This is a genomic window from Pseudomonas sp. MAG733B (assembly GCF_036884845.1).
GTDB lineage: Bacteria > Pseudomonadota > Gammaproteobacteria > Pseudomonadales > Pseudomonadaceae > Aquipseudomonas.
The window spans coordinates 1,637,000-1,651,248 of record NZ_CP145732.1 but is presented as its reverse complement, the minus strand read 5'-3'; the positions used below and the strand labels follow the sequence as shown (position 1 = coordinate 1,651,248).

The 14,249-nt window shown below is 59.3% G+C and carries 14 protein-coding genes; 1 reads left to right on the top strand and 13 read right to left on the bottom strand.

Annotated elements, in window-relative coordinates; genetic code table 11:
• Nucleotides 1-131: 131 nt before the first annotated feature.
• The gene (gene leuA, locus V6Z53_RS07480; protein ID WP_338584902.1) at nucleotides 132-1,811 is read left to right on the top strand and encodes a 2-isopropylmalate synthase; all 1,680 of its coding nucleotides are present in this window, start codon (nucleotides 132-134) and stop codon (nucleotides 1,809-1,811) included.
• A gap of 185 nt (nucleotides 1,812-1,996) precedes the next feature.
• On the opposite strand, the gene V6Z53_RS07475 is transcribed toward leuA, so the two are convergent.
• The 13 genes from V6Z53_RS07475 to fdx all read right to left on the bottom strand — a co-directional run bounded on the left by V6Z53_RS07475 (nucleotide 1,997) and on the right by fdx (nucleotide 14,249).
• Nucleotides 1,997-2,788, bottom strand: a complete 792-nt coding sequence (locus V6Z53_RS07475) for an amidohydrolase (RefSeq protein ID WP_338584901.1) — start codon at nucleotides 2,786-2,788, stop codon at nucleotides 1,997-1,999.
• Entirely contained in the window at nucleotides 2,776-3,924 is a 1,149-nt protein-coding gene (locus tag V6Z53_RS07470) for a pyridoxal phosphate-dependent aminotransferase (protein ID WP_338584900.1), read from the bottom strand. Before V6Z53_RS07470 ends, V6Z53_RS07475 begins: the two co-directional genes overlap by 13 nt.
• A 291-nt stretch (nucleotides 3,925-4,215) precedes the next feature.
• Entirely contained in the window at nucleotides 4,216-5,685 is a 1,470-nt protein-coding gene (der, locus tag V6Z53_RS07465; protein WP_017340309.1) for a ribosome biogenesis GTPase Der, read from the bottom strand.
• A 239-nt stretch (nucleotides 5,686-5,924) separates the two neighbouring features.
• Complete coding sequence (gene bamB / locus V6Z53_RS07460) at nucleotides 5,925-7,076, bottom strand: outer membrane protein assembly factor BamB (protein ID WP_338584899.1); 1,152 nt, start codon at nucleotides 7,074-7,076, stop codon at nucleotides 5,925-5,927.
• A complete protein-coding gene (locus V6Z53_RS07455) occupies nucleotides 7,069-7,710 on the bottom strand; it encodes a tetratricopeptide repeat protein (protein WP_338584898.1) in 642 nt (213 codons plus the stop codon). Before V6Z53_RS07455 ends, bamB begins: the two co-directional genes overlap by 8 nt.
• Nucleotides 7,711-7,752: 42 nt before the next feature.
• A complete protein-coding gene (hisS, locus tag V6Z53_RS07450; RefSeq protein ID WP_008057744.1) occupies nucleotides 7,753-9,042 on the bottom strand; it encodes a histidine--tRNA ligase in 1,290 nt (429 codons plus the stop codon).
• Between the two features lie 37 nt (nucleotides 9,043-9,079).
• Nucleotides 9,080-10,189, bottom strand: a complete 1,110-nt coding sequence (ispG, locus tag V6Z53_RS07445) for a flavodoxin-dependent (E)-4-hydroxy-3-methylbut-2-enyl-diphosphate synthase (RefSeq protein WP_103394292.1) — start codon at nucleotides 10,187-10,189, stop codon at nucleotides 9,080-9,082.
• Between the two features lie 3 nt (nucleotides 10,190-10,192).
• Nucleotides 10,193-11,233, bottom strand: coding sequence for a RodZ family helix-turn-helix domain-containing protein (locus V6Z53_RS07440; protein WP_338584897.1), 1,041 nt, complete (start codon nucleotides 11,231-11,233; stop codon nucleotides 10,193-10,195).
• The gene (gene pilW, locus V6Z53_RS07435; RefSeq protein WP_338584896.1) at nucleotides 11,233-11,991 is read right to left on the bottom strand and encodes a type IV pilus biogenesis/stability protein PilW; all 759 of its coding nucleotides are present in this window, start codon (nucleotides 11,989-11,991) and stop codon (nucleotides 11,233-11,235) included. Before pilW ends, V6Z53_RS07440 begins: the two co-directional genes overlap by 1 nt.
• Before the next feature lie 16 nt (nucleotides 11,992-12,007).
• Entirely contained in the window at nucleotides 12,008-13,150 is a 1,143-nt protein-coding gene (rlmN, locus tag V6Z53_RS07430) for a 23S rRNA (adenine(2503)-C(2))-methyltransferase RlmN (RefSeq protein WP_150701938.1), read from the bottom strand.
• A 28-nt stretch (nucleotides 13,151-13,178) separates the two neighbouring features.
• Nucleotides 13,179-13,604, bottom strand: a complete 426-nt coding sequence (gene ndk / locus V6Z53_RS07425) for a nucleoside-diphosphate kinase (protein ID WP_007916882.1) — start codon at nucleotides 13,602-13,604, stop codon at nucleotides 13,179-13,181.
• Nucleotides 13,605-13,692: 88 nt separating this feature from the next.
• A complete protein-coding gene (gene iscX, locus V6Z53_RS07420; RefSeq protein ID WP_162438249.1) occupies nucleotides 13,693-13,893 on the bottom strand; it encodes a Fe-S cluster assembly protein IscX in 201 nt (66 codons plus the stop codon).
• Between the two features lie 14 nt (nucleotides 13,894-13,907).
• Entirely contained in the window at nucleotides 13,908-14,249 is a 342-nt protein-coding gene (fdx, locus tag V6Z53_RS07415; protein ID WP_338584895.1) for an ISC system 2Fe-2S type ferredoxin, read from the bottom strand.

Here is a 14,249-nt window from a genome sequence, read left to right as displayed (position 1 = left end):
CACCGCAGCTTGTGCCTTGTCAGCGCACGACTGCCGGGCTGAATCGCGGCGCCTCGTCCCAAGCGTTACCCAAGAACTTTTGATCCACCGGCAGGCCGCCTTTTTTCGGCCCACACAATAAGGATTTCCCGATGAGCATGCTCAAAGACCCGTCTTCGAAATACCGCGCGTTCCCGACCATCGACATCCCGGACCGCACCTGGCCGTCGAAAACCATCACTGCCGCGCCGATCTGGTGCAGCTCCGACCTGCGTGATGGCAACCAGTCGCTGATCGAACCGATGGACGCGGTCAAGAAACTGCGCTTCTGGAAAACCCTGGTTCAGGTTGGCGTGAAAGAAATTGAAGCGTCGTTCCCGGCCGCTTCGCAAACCGACTTCGATTTCGTCCGCACCCTGATCGAAGGCAACCACATCCCGGACGACACCACCATCCAGGTGTTGACCCAAGGCCGTGAAGACCTGATCGAGCGCACCTTCGAGTCACTGCGCGGCGCGAAGAAAGCCATCGTTCACCTGTACAACGCGACCTCCCCTTCCTTCCGCCGCATTGTCTTCAACCAGGACAAGGACGGGATCAAGGAAATCGCCGTGAGCGCGGCCAAGCTGTTCGTCAAATTCGCCGCCCAGCAGCCGGACACCGAGTGGACCTTCGAATACTCGCCAGAAACCTTCAGCGCCACTGAGCTTGAGTTCGCCAAGGAAGTCTGCGACGCGGTGATCGAAGTCTGGAACCCGACGCCTGAGCACAAGATGATTCTCAACCTGCCGGCCACCGTCGAATGCGCGACCCCGAACATCTATGCCGACCAGATCGAATGGTTCGGCCGTCACATCAACCGTCGTGACAGCGTGATCATCAGCCTGCACACCCACAACGACCGTGGCACTGGCGTTGCCGCCACCGAGCTGGGCCTGATGGCCGGCGCCGACCGTGTCGAAGGCTGCCTGTTCGGCAACGGCGAGCGTACCGGTAACGTCGACCTCGTGACCGTGGCCCTGAACATGTACACCCAAGGCCTCGATCCTCAGCTGGACTTCTCCGACATCGACGGCGTGCGTAAAGTCGTCGAAGAGTGCAACCAGATCCAGGTGCACCCGCGTCACCCGTACGTTGGCGACCTGGTGCACACCGCGTTCTCCGGTTCGCACCAGGATGCGATCCGCAAGGGCTTTACCCAGCAGAAATCCGATGCATTGTGGGAAGTGCCTTACTTGCCAATCGACCCGGCCGACATCGGCCGCAGCTACGAGGCAGTCATCCGCGTCAACAGCCAGTCGGGCAAGGGCGGTATCGCTTACCTCCTGGAGCAGGAATACGGCATCAGCCTGCCGCGTCGCATGCAGATCGAGTTCAGCCAGGTCGTGCAGCGCGAAACCGATCGCCTGGGCCTGGAAATGACCGCCAAGCAGATTCACTCGCTGTTGATTAGCGAGTACCTGCAAGCCAACACCCCGTATGCGCTGGTCAGCCATCGCCTGCAGGAAGAAAACGGCAACAGCGCCGTCGAAGTGGAAGTGGCGAGCAAAGGTCAGGGCGAAACCAACCTGCACTGGCGCGGCAAGGGCAACGGCGCCCTGGAAGCATTGGTGGCCGGTCTGCCGATCCCTGTAGAAATCATGGACTACAACGAACACGCCATCGGCGCGGGCACCAATGCCAAGGCTGCGGCCTACATTGAACTGCGCGTGAACGGCGAACGTGCGGTGCACGGCGTGGGGATCGATGAAAACATCACCACGGCCAGCTTCAAGGCACTGTTCAGCGCGCTGAACCGCTCGTTGAGCCAGCCGGAAGCGAAAGCTGCCTAAGCATCGCTGAAATGCAAAAGGCCCCGGGGTGTGAACCTCGGGGCCTTTTTGTTTGCCTGATGTTTTTTGTGTTGTCGGTGCCGGCCCCATCGCTAGCAGGCTAGCTCCCACAGTGTCCGCGTTCACATCCATCCAATGTGGGAGCTAGCCTGCTAGCGATGAGGCCCTGTCAGGTAAGAAAAATCTCAGGTGAACTCGAAAGTATCGGCATCCAGATTCGCCGGAAACCGCGTGCGGTACGCCGCCAATTCCGCCGCATCCAGCGTCACCGTGAACACCCCATCCGCCTCCCCCGCACTGAGCAACGTCTCACCCTGGAAATCCAGCACCTGACTGTCACCGGTATACGCAAAGCCTTTACCATCGGTGCCGATGCGATTCACCGCAGCGACATAGCACAGGTTCTCGATGGCTCGCGCCGGCAACAAACGGTTCCAGTGCTGGCGCCGCGCACCCGGCCAGTTCGCCGTGTACAGCAGCAGATCGGTGTCCTGAGCGTCACGACTCCACACCGGGAAGCGCAAGTCGTAGCAAATCAGCGGCCGCACTCGCCAGCCCTTGAGTTCGAACTGCACCTGACGTTCGCCAGGTGTGTAGTGATTGTGCTCGCCGGCCATGCGGAACAGGTGACGCTTGTCGTAGTGCAAGACTTCGCCATCCGGCCGCGCCCACAACAGTCGATTGCGATGACTGCCGTCGGCGGCCTGAACGATGACGCTACCAGTGATCACCGCATCCAGCTTCGCCGCCTGAGCCCGCAGCCATTTGCTGGTCGGCCCGTTTTCGGCCTCGGCGAGGGTCTCGGACTCCATCGAGAAACCGGTGGTGAACATCTCCGGCAGGATGATCAGGTCGGCGCCACGAGCCTGCTCCAGCAAAGGCTCGAAATGCTCCAGATTGGCCTGGCGGTCATGCCAGGCCAGGGAAGTCTGGATCAGCGCAACGGTCAGGTTCGGCAGTGCGCTCAGATCACGCATAGTTTTTCCGCTGCTTCACGCAGGGTCTCCTCGCGTTTGGCAAAGCACAGTCGCACCAGGCGCTGGCCTTCTGGCGGCGTTTGGTAGAACACCGAAATCGGGATACTGGCCACGCCATGTTCACGAGTCATCCACAGTGACATTTCGACGTCGTTGAGGTCCGGACGAATCTGCGAGTAATCGACCAACTGGAAATAGGTGCCGGTCACGCGAGTGAAGCTAAAACGCGACGGCACCAGCAGATCGCAGAACAGATCACGCTTGGCCTGATAGAACGCCGGCAGTTCTTCCACGTGTTCCGGGTGTTCGGCCATGAAGTCAGCCAACGCGTATTGCAGTGGTGTCACACCGCAGAAGCTCACGTATTGGTGAACCTTGCGCAGCTCCGCCGTCAGGGCCGGTGGCGCGACCACGTAGCCGGTTTTCCAGCCCGTAACGTGATAGGTCTTGCCGAACGAGCTGACCACGAAGGCCCGCTGATACAGCTCATCATGGTTCAGCACGCTGACGTGCGGTACGCCGTCGAACACCAGGTGTTCGTAGACTTCGTCGCTGACCAGATAGATATCGCGATCACGGATCAAATCCGCCAATTGATCCAGTTCGGCCCGGCTGATCAGTGCGCCACTCGGATTGTGCGGTGTGTTCAACACAATCATCCGCGTACGCGGCGTAATGGCCTCCGCCAGTTTCTGGAAGTCGATCGAGAAATCATTCAGCCCCAGTTGCACATGCACGCAACGGCCACCGGCCAGTTCCACCGAGGGCTCGTAACTGTCGTAACACGGATCGAAAACGATCACTTCGTCGCCGCTGTGGATAACCGCCTGAATCGCGCAGAAGATCGCTTGGGTGGCGCCGGGAGTGATGGTCACTTCGTTGTCCGCATCGACAATGACGCCGTAGCTGCGAGCAATTTTCGCCGCCACTTGCTGACGCAATGCCGGCAGGCCGGTCATCGGTGAATACTGGTTGTGACCATTGGCAACGTGACGCCCGACCGCATTGCACAGCGCCTGCGGGGCATCGAAATCGGGGAAACCCTGGGACAGGTTGATTGCCCCGGTTTGCGCCGCGAGCTGAGACATCTGAGTGAAGATGGTGATGCCGACATTCGGCAGCTTACTGGTGATCATCGGTGATTCCCTGCTCTACACCCGGCTCTAACGGCGGCGCGGGGAATCCGAGGATAGCCCAAACGGCAAGCATGAAAAAGGGCGCCATAAAGACGCCCTTCCTCATTTGATCACCGCTGTACCTGTGGCGAGGGAGCTTGCTCCCGCTGGACCGCGAAGCGGTCCCAAAATCTCCAACCATGATCGTTCAGGTAGAACGCGCGGGTTGGTTTTGCGACTGCTGCGCAGTCGAGCGGGAGCAAGCTCCCTCGCCACAGAGTCCCCACTCACGAATGTGTGGGCGGGTTTGAATCAGCGCTTGTCGCGGCGCTTCTTGTCGGCCTTTTTGTGGTGCGACATCAAACGACGCTTCTTGTTGACCTGACGGTCGGTGAGCGAGTTCTTGTTGCCTTCGTACGGGTTTTCGCCGCCCTTGAACTCGATGCGGATCGGCGTACCGACCAGCTTCAGCACGCGACGGTAAGTGTTCTCCAGATAGCGCACGTACGACTTCGGCACTTTCTCGATCTGGTTACCGTGGATCACGATGATCGGCGGGTTCGCACCACCCAAGTGGGCATAACGCAGCTTGATCCGGCGGTTGTTGACCATCGGTGGCGCGTGCTCGCCGACCGCATCTTCCAGGATCTGGGTCAGACGGTTGGTCGGCCAGCGGGTGACCGCGGACTTGAACGAGTTCTGAACGGAGGCGTAGAGGTTGCCCACGCCAGTACCGTGCAGCGCCGAGATGAAGTGGATGTCGGCGTAGTCAACGAAGAACAGGCGACGTTGCAGCTCGACCTTCACGAAGTCGCGCTCGCTCGGGGTCATGCCGTCCCACTTGTTGATCGCGATGACCAGCGCACGGCCCGACTCAATGGCGAAGCCCAGCAGGTTGAGGTCGTGATCGACCACGCCTTCGCGGGCGTCCATCACGAAGATCACCACGTTGGCGTCTTTGATCGCCTGCAGGGTTTTGACCACGGAGAACTTTTCGACTTCTTCGTGGATCTTGCCGCGCTTGCGCACACCGGCGGTGTCGATCAGCGTGTACTTCTCGTCGTTACGCTCGAACGGGATGTAGATACTGTCGCGGGTGGTGCCGGGCTGGTCATAAACGATAACCCGGTCTTCACCGAGCATGCGGTTGACCAAGGTCGACTTGCCAACGTTCGGACGGCCGATGATGGCGATCTTGATCCCGTCTTTTTCGCTCGGGCCAGGAATGCGCTTGGCTTCCTCGCCTTCGGCAACGATCTCTTCCTCGCCGTCTTCCGGCTCTTCTTCGTCTTTCGGGAAGTCGCTCAGGGCGATTTCCAGCATCTGGGTGATGCCACGGCCGTGAGCACCGGCGATAGGAATCGCGTGGCCCATGCCCAACGGAGCGAATTCGGCACGGGCCATTTCTGGGTCGATGTTGTCGACCTTGTTGGCAACCACGTAGGAACGCTTGTTACGTTTGCGCAAATGCTCGGCGATCATCTGGTCGGCGGCGGTGAAACCGGCCTTGGCATCTACCAGGAACAGAACGACATCCGCTTCTTCAATGGCCAGCAGCGACTGCTCGGCCATTTTTTCGTCCATACCGTGCTCGTCACCGGAGATACCGCCGGTGTCGACCAGAATGTAGGAACGCCCTTGCCACTTGGCCTCACCGTATTGGCGATCACGGGTCAGACCGGACAAGTCGCCGACGATGGCGTCGCGAGTCCTGGTCAGGCGGTTGAACAAGGTGGACTTGCCGACGTTCGGTCGGCCCACCAGGGCGATTACGGGAACCATGCGGCTCTCCACTTCGTTATTTCAGAAAATACAAAAGCCGCTGCAGGCAGCGGCTGGTGCTCGGGGCAACACTGTGGGTGTTTTTGTGGGAGCGAGCCTGCTCGCGATAAACGCATAGGCACCGCATTCATTCAGGCCGCAAACGTTATCGTTGACGTCCTTCGCGAGCAGGCTCGCTCCCACATTCATACCCACAAGTGAAGCAGCCTGGGGTGTTAACCCCAAGCATAGTCAAACCTTTACTTGATGGTCAGGGCTTCCAGTTTGCCACTGTTGCCATACACATAAATCGTGTCACCCACCACCAGCGGACGGGCACGCAGGCCGTCGCTGTCGATGCGTTCGCGGCCGACGAATCGACCGTCCACCTGACTCAGCAGGTGCAGGTAACCTTCCAGGTCACCGACTGCAACGTAGCTGGAGAACACTTCCGGAGCCGACAGTTGGCGGCGGGCCAGCGAATCGTTGCTCCACAAAGCTGTGGTGGAACGCTCGTCGACGCCTTCAACGGTGCCCGAAGACAGGCTCACGTAGACGCTGCCGAAACCCTGGGCGACACCGGCATAGCTGGAAGCATCACGCTGCCACAACTGGCGACCGCTTTGCAGGTCCAGCGCCGCAACGCGACCCTGATAGCTCGCGACGTAAATGGTCTCGCCGGACAGCAGCAGGCCGCCGTCGATATCGACAACACGCTCCAGTTCCGAACGACCTTGCGGAATCGCTACACGCTGTTCCCACACCGGCACGCCGTTGGAAATATCGAGAGCGACCACTTTACCGGTCGACAGGCCAGCCACCGCGAGGCGGTTGGTGACGATCGGCGCACTGGTGCCGCGCAGGGTCAGCACCGCCGGGGTGCTGTCATACAACCAGCGCTGGTTGCCGGTTGCGGCATCCAGACCGATCAGACGGTCATCCTGGGTCTGAACCACAACCACATCACCATTGTTGGCGGGTGGTGCGAGGACTTCACTGGACACGCGAGCGCGCCATTTCTCTTCGCCGTTGATGGCGTCCAGGGCAACGATTTCACCCTTGATCGTACCGATCGTCAGCAGACCGTAACCCACGCCAACGGCGCCGGAAACAGGCAGTTCGAGATCTTTCTTCCACTTGACGTCGCCGTTGCTGCGATCCAGCGCCATCACCACACCGGTCACATCGGCGGCGTAGATGGTGTCGCCATCGATCGCCGGAACCAGCATGTTGTAGGTTTCGCCCTGACCGTCACCGATCGAACGACTCCACTGCTTCTGCAGAACCACTTCTTCTTTAAAGTCGGTCAACTCGGCCGGTGGCAATTCTTTCTTGCTGTTGCTGCTGCAACCCGCGGCCAAAATGGCCAGAGCCAGCAATGCTGCATGTTTCCAACGGATCACGTCACGCATCCCCTTTGGCCAGGTCGTCCAGCTTGATTTGTAGGCCACCGACCGCCGCTTCATCCGACAGTGCCGCCTTGGCTTTTTGATACGCCGCGTGTGCTTCATCGGTACGACCCAGCTGCACCAGCAGGTCGCCCTTGAGTTCTTCACGAGTCGCCAGGAATGCCTTGTCGGCATCGCCTTCAAGCAGTTTCAGGGCTTCATCGGTCTTGTTCTGCGCGGCCAGTACCTGCGCCAGACGCTGACGGGCGATTTCGCCCAGCGCCGGGTTGGCCGGCTTGGCAACGATGGCTTTCAATTCGCTGGCTGCGTCATCGAGCTTGCCGCTATCGACGGCGACTTTCGCCACGAACAGGCTGCCGTACTGCGCGTAGGCGCTGCCGCCGAACTCGCTGTTGAGCTTGCCGGCGAGGTCCGAAACACGGGCCGCATCTGGCTTGCCGTCAGGCGTCAGCGTGGTTTCCAGCAATTGCTGATAGAGCACCGAGGCGCCTTGCGACTGGTTGCTCTGATATTTCTGGAACGCCTGCCAGCCGAACACGATGACCAGCGCCAACAGGCCACCAGTGACCAGGGGCTTGCCGTTGCGTGACCACCAATCCTTCAAATCCGCCAAATTTTCGTCTTCGGTACTCGACACCCCAATACTCCTTAATCGCTAATTCGGCTGTTTAAGACAGCTTCAACCCTGCACGACGCAGGTGGCCAGGTGAGCGGCAAGCGCATCCCAGGCAATGCTTTGTTGTTCGCCCTGGCCACGCAGGGGTTTGAAACCTACCACTTGCTGGGCCATCTCGTCGTCACCGAGGATCAGTGCATACAGCGCACCGCTCTTGTCGGCTTTCTTGAACTGGCTTTTGAAGCTGCCGGCGCCGGCATTCACTTGCAGACGCAGGTTGGGTAATTGATCGCGTACACGCTCGGCCAGGGCCAGACCGGCCAGCTCGGCTTCTTCACCGAAAGCGCAGAGGTACACGTCGACCTGACGGGAGATCTCTTCCGGAATCTGCTCCAGGGTTTCCAGCAGCAGCACCAGACGCTCGATGCCCATGGCGAAACCAACGCCCGCCGTAGGCTTGCCGCCCATCTGCTCGACCAGGCCATCGTAACGACCACCGGCACACACGGTGCCTTGGGCGCCAAGCTTGTCGGTGACCCATTCGAAAACGGTCTTGCTGTAGTAGTCCAGCCCGCGCACCAGCTTCGGGTTGATCACGTAAGGAATGCCGGCGGCGTCCAGGCGAGCCTTGAGGCCCTCGAAGTGCACGCGGGACTCTTCGTCGAGGTAGTCGGCCATTTTCGGCGCATCGACCAGGATTGCCTGTGTGTCGGCGTTCTTGGTGTCCAGGACGCGCAACGGGTTGGTCTTCAGGCGGCGCTGGCTGTCTTCGTCCAGCTTGTCCAGGTGACCGGACAGGAACTCGACCAGTGCTTCGCGATAACGACCACGGGATTCGCTGGTGCCCAGGCTGTTGAGTTCGAGCTTGACCGCATCGCGGATGCCCAGCTCGCCCCACAGGCGCCAGGTCAGCACGATCAGTTCGGCGTCGATGTCCGGACCGTCGAGGTTGAACACTTCGACACCGATCTGGTGGAACTGGCGATAACGGCCTTTCTGCGGACGCTCGTGGCGGAACATCGGACCGATGTACCAAAGTTTCTGCACCTGACCACCGCCGGTGATGCCGTGCTCGAGCACTGCGCGCACGCAGGCGGCCGTGCCTTCAGGACGCAGGGTCAGGGAATCGCCGTTGCGGTCGTCGAAGGTGTACATCTCTTTTTCGACGATATCGGTCACTTCACCGATGGAGCGTTTGAACAGTTCGGTGAACTCGACGATCGGCATGCGGATCTGCTTGTAACCGTAGTTATCGAGCAGACGCGATACGGTGCCCTCGAAATGACGCCACAGGGGAGTCTGTTCGGGCAGGATGTCGTTCATGCCACGAATGGCTTGCAGAGACTTGCTCACTTTAAATCCTTAAATTCGTTCGGCGCTTCAGTCAGTATCAGCCGCGCGCAATAACCGCAGCGTCAGCTTCGACCTTCTCGGCCGCTTTCTGGCGGATCAAGCGTTCAAGCTCATCCACCAGATTGTCATTCGTCAGTTTCTGCGACGGCTTGCCGTCGATGTAAATCAGGTTGGGCGTGCCGCCGGTCAAGCCGATATGGGCTTCCTTGGCTTCACCCGGGCCGTTGACCACACAGCCAATCACCGCAACATCCAGCGGAACCAGCAGGTCTTCGAGGCGCCCTTCCAGCTCGTTCATGGTCTTGACCACATCGAAGTTCTGCCGCGAGCAGCTCGGGCAGGCGATGAAGTTGATGCCACGGGAACGCAGGTGCAGGGATTTGAGAATGTCGTAGCCGACTTTCACTTCCTCGACCGGGTCGGCCGCCAACGAGATGCGGATAGTATCGCCAATCCCTTCGGCGAGCAGCATACCGAGGCCCACGGCAGATTTCACTGTGCCGGAACGCAAACCACCGGCTTCGGTGATGCCCAGGTGCAGCGGCTGGACGATTTCTTTCGCCAGCAGGCGGTAGGCTTCGACGGCCATGAACACGTCGGAAGCCTTCACGCTGACCTTGAAGTCCTGGAAGTTCAGGCGTTCAAGGTGCTCGACGTGGCGCAGGGCCGATTCGACCAGCGCGGCTGGAGTCGGCTCGCCGTATTTCTTTTGCAGGTCTTTTTCCAGGGAACCGGCGTTCACGCCGATACGGATCGGAATCCCGCGATCACGGGCGGCATCGACCACCGCGCGCACCCGGTCTTCACGACCGATATTGCCCGGGTTGATCCGCAAGCAGTCGACGCCCAGTTCGGCGACGCGCAAGGCGATCTTGTAATCGAAATGGATGTCGGCAACCAACGGCACTTTGACCAGTTGCTTGATCTTGCCGAACGCTTCGGCAGCGTCCATGTCCGGTACGGAAACCCGCACGATGTCGACGCCGGCCGCTTCCAGACGATTGATCTGTGCGACGGTCGCCGCGACATCATTGGTGTCGCTGTTGGTCATGCTCTGCACAGCGATAGGCGCATCGCCGCCAACAGGCACGTTACCGACCCAGATCTTGCGCGATTCGCGACGTTTGATTGGAGATTCGCCGTGCATGACTTATTGACCCAACTTCAGGCGAGCAGTCTCGCCACTGGTGAACGGAGCTACATCAACCGACTGACCGTTGTAGCTGACCTGTGCGCCACGGGCGAAGCCCAGGCGGACGGCGAACGGTGGCTTGCCGTTGACGGAAAGGCTATCGCCCTTGCGCTTGAGACCACTGAACAGCACCTTGCCGCTGCCGTCGGTGACTTGCGTCCAGCAATCAGCGGTGAATTGCAGCTGAACCTGGCCTTGACCGGCAGTCGGAGCTGCAGCCACCGGGGCTGGAGCTGCTGCGCTCGGGGCAACAGGAGCAGTCACAACCGGAGCCGGAACGGCAGGCACTGCCGGAGCTGGAGTCGCCGGAGTCGCGACAATCGGGGCAGCGCTGTGAACTGGCGCAGCAGGTGCCGGGGTGGTTGGCGCAACAGGTGCGGCAGCCGGCGCGGTCGCCGGGGTTTCGGCCGGTGCTTCAGCCGAAGTCTCGGCCTGAGGCAATGCAAGCGCAGTGGCGCCTTCGGTCTGACCTTCCGCGACAGCCTGGTCTTCCGGCTCGTCCAGCGGATGAATCTGGGTAGTACCGTCGGCGCCCTCGACCTCAACGTGTTCCGGGGTCAGGCCGATCAGGTCCTTGGTGCGCAGCGAGGTTTGATCCTGCCACCAGACGAAACCACCGCCAATCACCGCCACCAGCAGCAACAGGCTGACGATACGCAAAATGGTGTGGGAAACCCGTACCGGCTCTTCGATACGACCCAGGCTATGCACGCTGCTGCCTTGGGAGTCGGTACCGGTGGATTGATCGAATTGCTGAACCAGAACGGCCTGATCCATGCCGAGCAATTTGGCATAGGCGCGAATGTAACCGCGAGCAAAGGTATGCCCAGGCAGCTTGTCGAACGCACCGGCTTCCAGATTGCTCAGGGAAGTGGTGGTGAGGTTGAGCTTGAGGGCCACTTCGGCCAGCGACCAGCCATTGCTTTCGCGGGCCTGGCGCAAGGTCTCACCGGGGTTAACGCGATTCGCTGCTACAACTTCGGGATGCGCCGCTTTCATCATTGCTCCGACAGGTATTGCTGATATTCCGGTGTACCGGGATAGAGTCGTTTTAATTGCAGGCCAAAACTGGCTGCCTTGTCGCGATCTTCAAACACTTTTGCCAGCCGAACGCCGAGCAATAGACTACGTGCATTTTGCTCGGTGAGCAGGCTAAAACGGTCGTAATAGTCACGCGCGGGCACATAATGCCTGTCTTCGTAAGACAACTCAGCCATTTCCAGCAATGCGCGTGGTTGTTGGCGGTTCAAACGCAGGGCTTTTTCCAGTTGCTGCTGGGCCAGATCACGCTGGCCAAGCATTGAAGCGGTCATGCCAAGGTTCTCGAACACTCGCGAACGCTCAGGATACAGCGTATCGGCGGCGGCCTGCTCAAAGCGCTCGTAGGCTTCCTTGTAACGTTTTTGCTCGAACAGAAAACTGCCGTAATTGTTGAGGATACGCGCATCGCCGGAACGGGAAGACAGCGCCTTGCGAAAATGCTCGTCGGCCAGCTCCGGCTCCATCTCGGCCTGGAACACCAACCCCAGCGCCGCGTTGGCGTCAGGGTCGGAGCTGTCGAGCTCCAGCGCTTTCTTCAAGGGGACTTTGGCGCGTTCGGTCATACCTTGTTGCAGATAACCGATACCGAGTTGCACATAGGCCGCCCGCGCTTCATCACGGCCCTTGCTGGTCTTCATCGGGTTGTAATCTCCCGAAAGCACGCAGCCAGCACACAGGCTGGCCAACAGCAAAAGCAGCGCAAAGCGCAGGGACATAGAGATCCTCTCTTGGTTATTTCGCGGCGTTTTGCGCTACATCGTTTTCGGCGTTGAGTTCACGCACGGCGATATAACGTTCGCTGCGACGGGTGCGATCCAGCACCTGCCCTACCAGTTGACCACAGGCTGCGTCGATGTCTTCACCACGGGTGGTGCGGACAGTGACGTTGAAGCCGGCGTGATGAAGCTGATCCTGGAACCGACGAATGGCGTTGTTGCTAGGCCGCTCGTACCCGGAGTGCGGGAACGGGTTGAACGGAATCAGGTTGATCTTGCACGGGATGTTCTTGAGCAGCTCGATCATTTCCACGGCGTGCTCGACCTTGTCGTTCACGTCTTTGAGCAAGGTGTACTCGATGGTCAGCACGCGCTTTTCGCCCAGGGACGACATGTAGCGCTGGCACGACTCGAGCAGCATCTTAAGCGGATACTTCTTGTTGATCGGCACCAATTGGTTACGCAATGCGTCATTCGGTGCGTGCAGGGACAACGCCAGGGAGACGTCGATGTGCTTGGACAGCTCATCGATCATCGGTACCACGCCGGAGGTCGACAGGGTCACGCGGCGCTTGGAAATGCCGTAGCCCAGGTCGTCCATCATCAGGTGCATGGCCGCGATGACATTGTCGAAGTTCAGCAGCGGCTCACCCATGCCCATCATCACCACGTTGGTGATGGCACGGTCGACGGTTGCCGGGACGCTACCAAAGGATTTGTTGGCAATCCACACCTGACCGATGACTTCGGCGGCGGTGAGGTTGCTATTGAAGCCTTGCTTGCCGGTGGAGCAGAAACTGCAATCCAGGGCACAGCCTGCCTGGGACGAAACGCACAAGGTGCCGCGTTTGCCCTGGGGAATGTAAACGGTCTCGACGCAGCTGCCGGACGCCACGCGCACCACCCACTTACGGGTGCCGTCGCTGGAGATATCCTCGCTGACCACTTCCGGACCGCGAACTTCAGCAACAGCCTTGAGCTTCTCGCGCAAGGCCTTGCTGACGTTCGTCATGGCGTCGAAATCATCGACACCAAAGTGGTGAATCCATTTCATTACCTGACCGGCACGGAAACGCTTCTCCCCGATTGAGTCGAAGAATTTTTCCATTTCCTGTTGAGTCAGACCCAGCAGGTTAGTTTTTACAGTCGATGTAGTCATGGATTCACCTTCACTCTTAAGCCAATGCTTAGCGAGTGGTTACTTCAGTAGCTGCGAAGAAGTACGAGATTTCGCGAGCAGCAGCGGCTTCGGAGTCCGAACCGTGTACAGCGTTGGCGTCGATGGAATCAGCGAAGTCAGCGCGGATGGTGCCGGCAGCAGCTTCTTTAGGGTTGGTAGCGCCCATCAGCTCACGGTTCAGAGCGATAGCGTTTTCGCCTTCCAGAACCTGAACGACAACCGGACCGGAGATCATGAAAGCAACCAGGTCGCCGAAGAAACCACGAGCGCTGTGCTCAGCGTAGAAGCCTTCAGCTTCAGCTTTGGACAGTTGCTTCAGTTTCGAAGCTACAACGCGCAGGCCAGCTTTTTCGAAACGAGTGGTGATCTCGCCGATAACGTTTTTTGCAACTGCGTCAGGCTTGATGATGGAGAAAGTACGTTGAACAGCCATGGTGTAACTCCAGAAACGGTAATTTGCGAAAAATTAAACCCGCGAATTATACGCGGGTTCTTGGGTATTGCCTAACCTGCAGCGTGGCTCAGTCGCGTTCTTCAATCCAGTTGGCCTGAATGGCCTCCAGGACCTTCTCGCCACAATGCTCAGGCTTGTCGTCGAACTCGGGCAATTCCATCACCCATTTGCGCAGATCGACGAAGTTGACCGACATAGGGTCCACGTCGGGCTTGCTTTCAGCCAGCTGGATCGCGATTTCCAGCACATCAGTCCACTTGAGACTCATGACAATTCCTTGAATCAGTGCGGCGCTTCGGCTGCGTGGTTGAGCGAGTATTTCGGAATTTCGACGGTCAGGTCTTCGGTACCGACCTTGGCCTGGCATCCCAGACGCGACTCACGCTCAAGACCCCAAGCTTTATCAAGGTAGTCTTCTTCCAGCTCGTCGGCCTCTTCCAGCGAGTCGAAACCCTCGCGGATGATGCAGTGGCAAGTGGTGCAGGCGCAGACGCCGCCGCAAGCGCTTTCCATCTCGATGTGGTGTGCGTGGGCCAGTTCGAGGATGGACGTACCAGTCTCAGCCTCAACAACCATGCCTTCAGGGCAGAACTTCTCGTGTGGCAGAAAAATGACCTGCGGCAT

Coding starts and splice junctions, on each gene's coding strand:
- leuA (WP_338584902.1), top strand. CDS start 132: ATGAGCATGCTCAAAGACCCGTCTTCGAAATACCGCGCGTTCCCGACC.
- V6Z53_RS07475 (WP_338584901.1), bottom strand. CDS start 2,788: ATGCGTGATCTGAGCGCACTGCCGAACCTGACCGTTGCGCTGATCCAG.
- V6Z53_RS07470 (WP_338584900.1), bottom strand. CDS start 3,924: ATGATCACCAGTAAGCTGCCGAATGTCGGCATCACCATCTTCACTCAG.
- der (WP_017340309.1), bottom strand. CDS start 5,685: ATGGTTCCCGTAATCGCCCTGGTGGGCCGACCGAACGTCGGCAAGTCC.
- bamB (WP_338584899.1), bottom strand. CDS start 7,076: ATGCGTGACGTGATCCGTTGGAAACATGCAGCATTGCTGGCTCTGGCC.
- ispG (WP_103394292.1), bottom strand. CDS start 10,189: ATGCACGGCGAATCTCCAATCAAACGTCGCGAATCGCGCAAGATCTGG.
- V6Z53_RS07440 (WP_338584897.1), bottom strand. CDS start 11,233: ATGAAAGCGGCGCATCCCGAAGTTGTAGCAGCGAATCGCGTTAACCCC.
- pilW (WP_338584896.1), bottom strand. CDS start 11,991: ATGTCCCTGCGCTTTGCGCTGCTTTTGCTGTTGGCCAGCCTGTGTGCT.
- rlmN (WP_150701938.1), bottom strand. CDS start 13,150: ATGACTACATCGACTGTAAAAACTAACCTGCTGGGTCTGACTCAACAG.
- ndk (WP_007916882.1), bottom strand. CDS start 13,604: ATGGCTGTTCAACGTACTTTCTCCATCATCAAGCCTGACGCAGTTGCA.
- iscX (WP_162438249.1), bottom strand. CDS start 13,893: ATGAGTCTCAAGTGGACTGATGTGCTGGAAATCGCGATCCAGCTGGCT.
- fdx (WP_338584895.1), bottom strand. CDS start 14,249: ATGCCGCAGGTCATTTTTCTGCCACACGAGAAGTTCTGCCCTGAAGGC.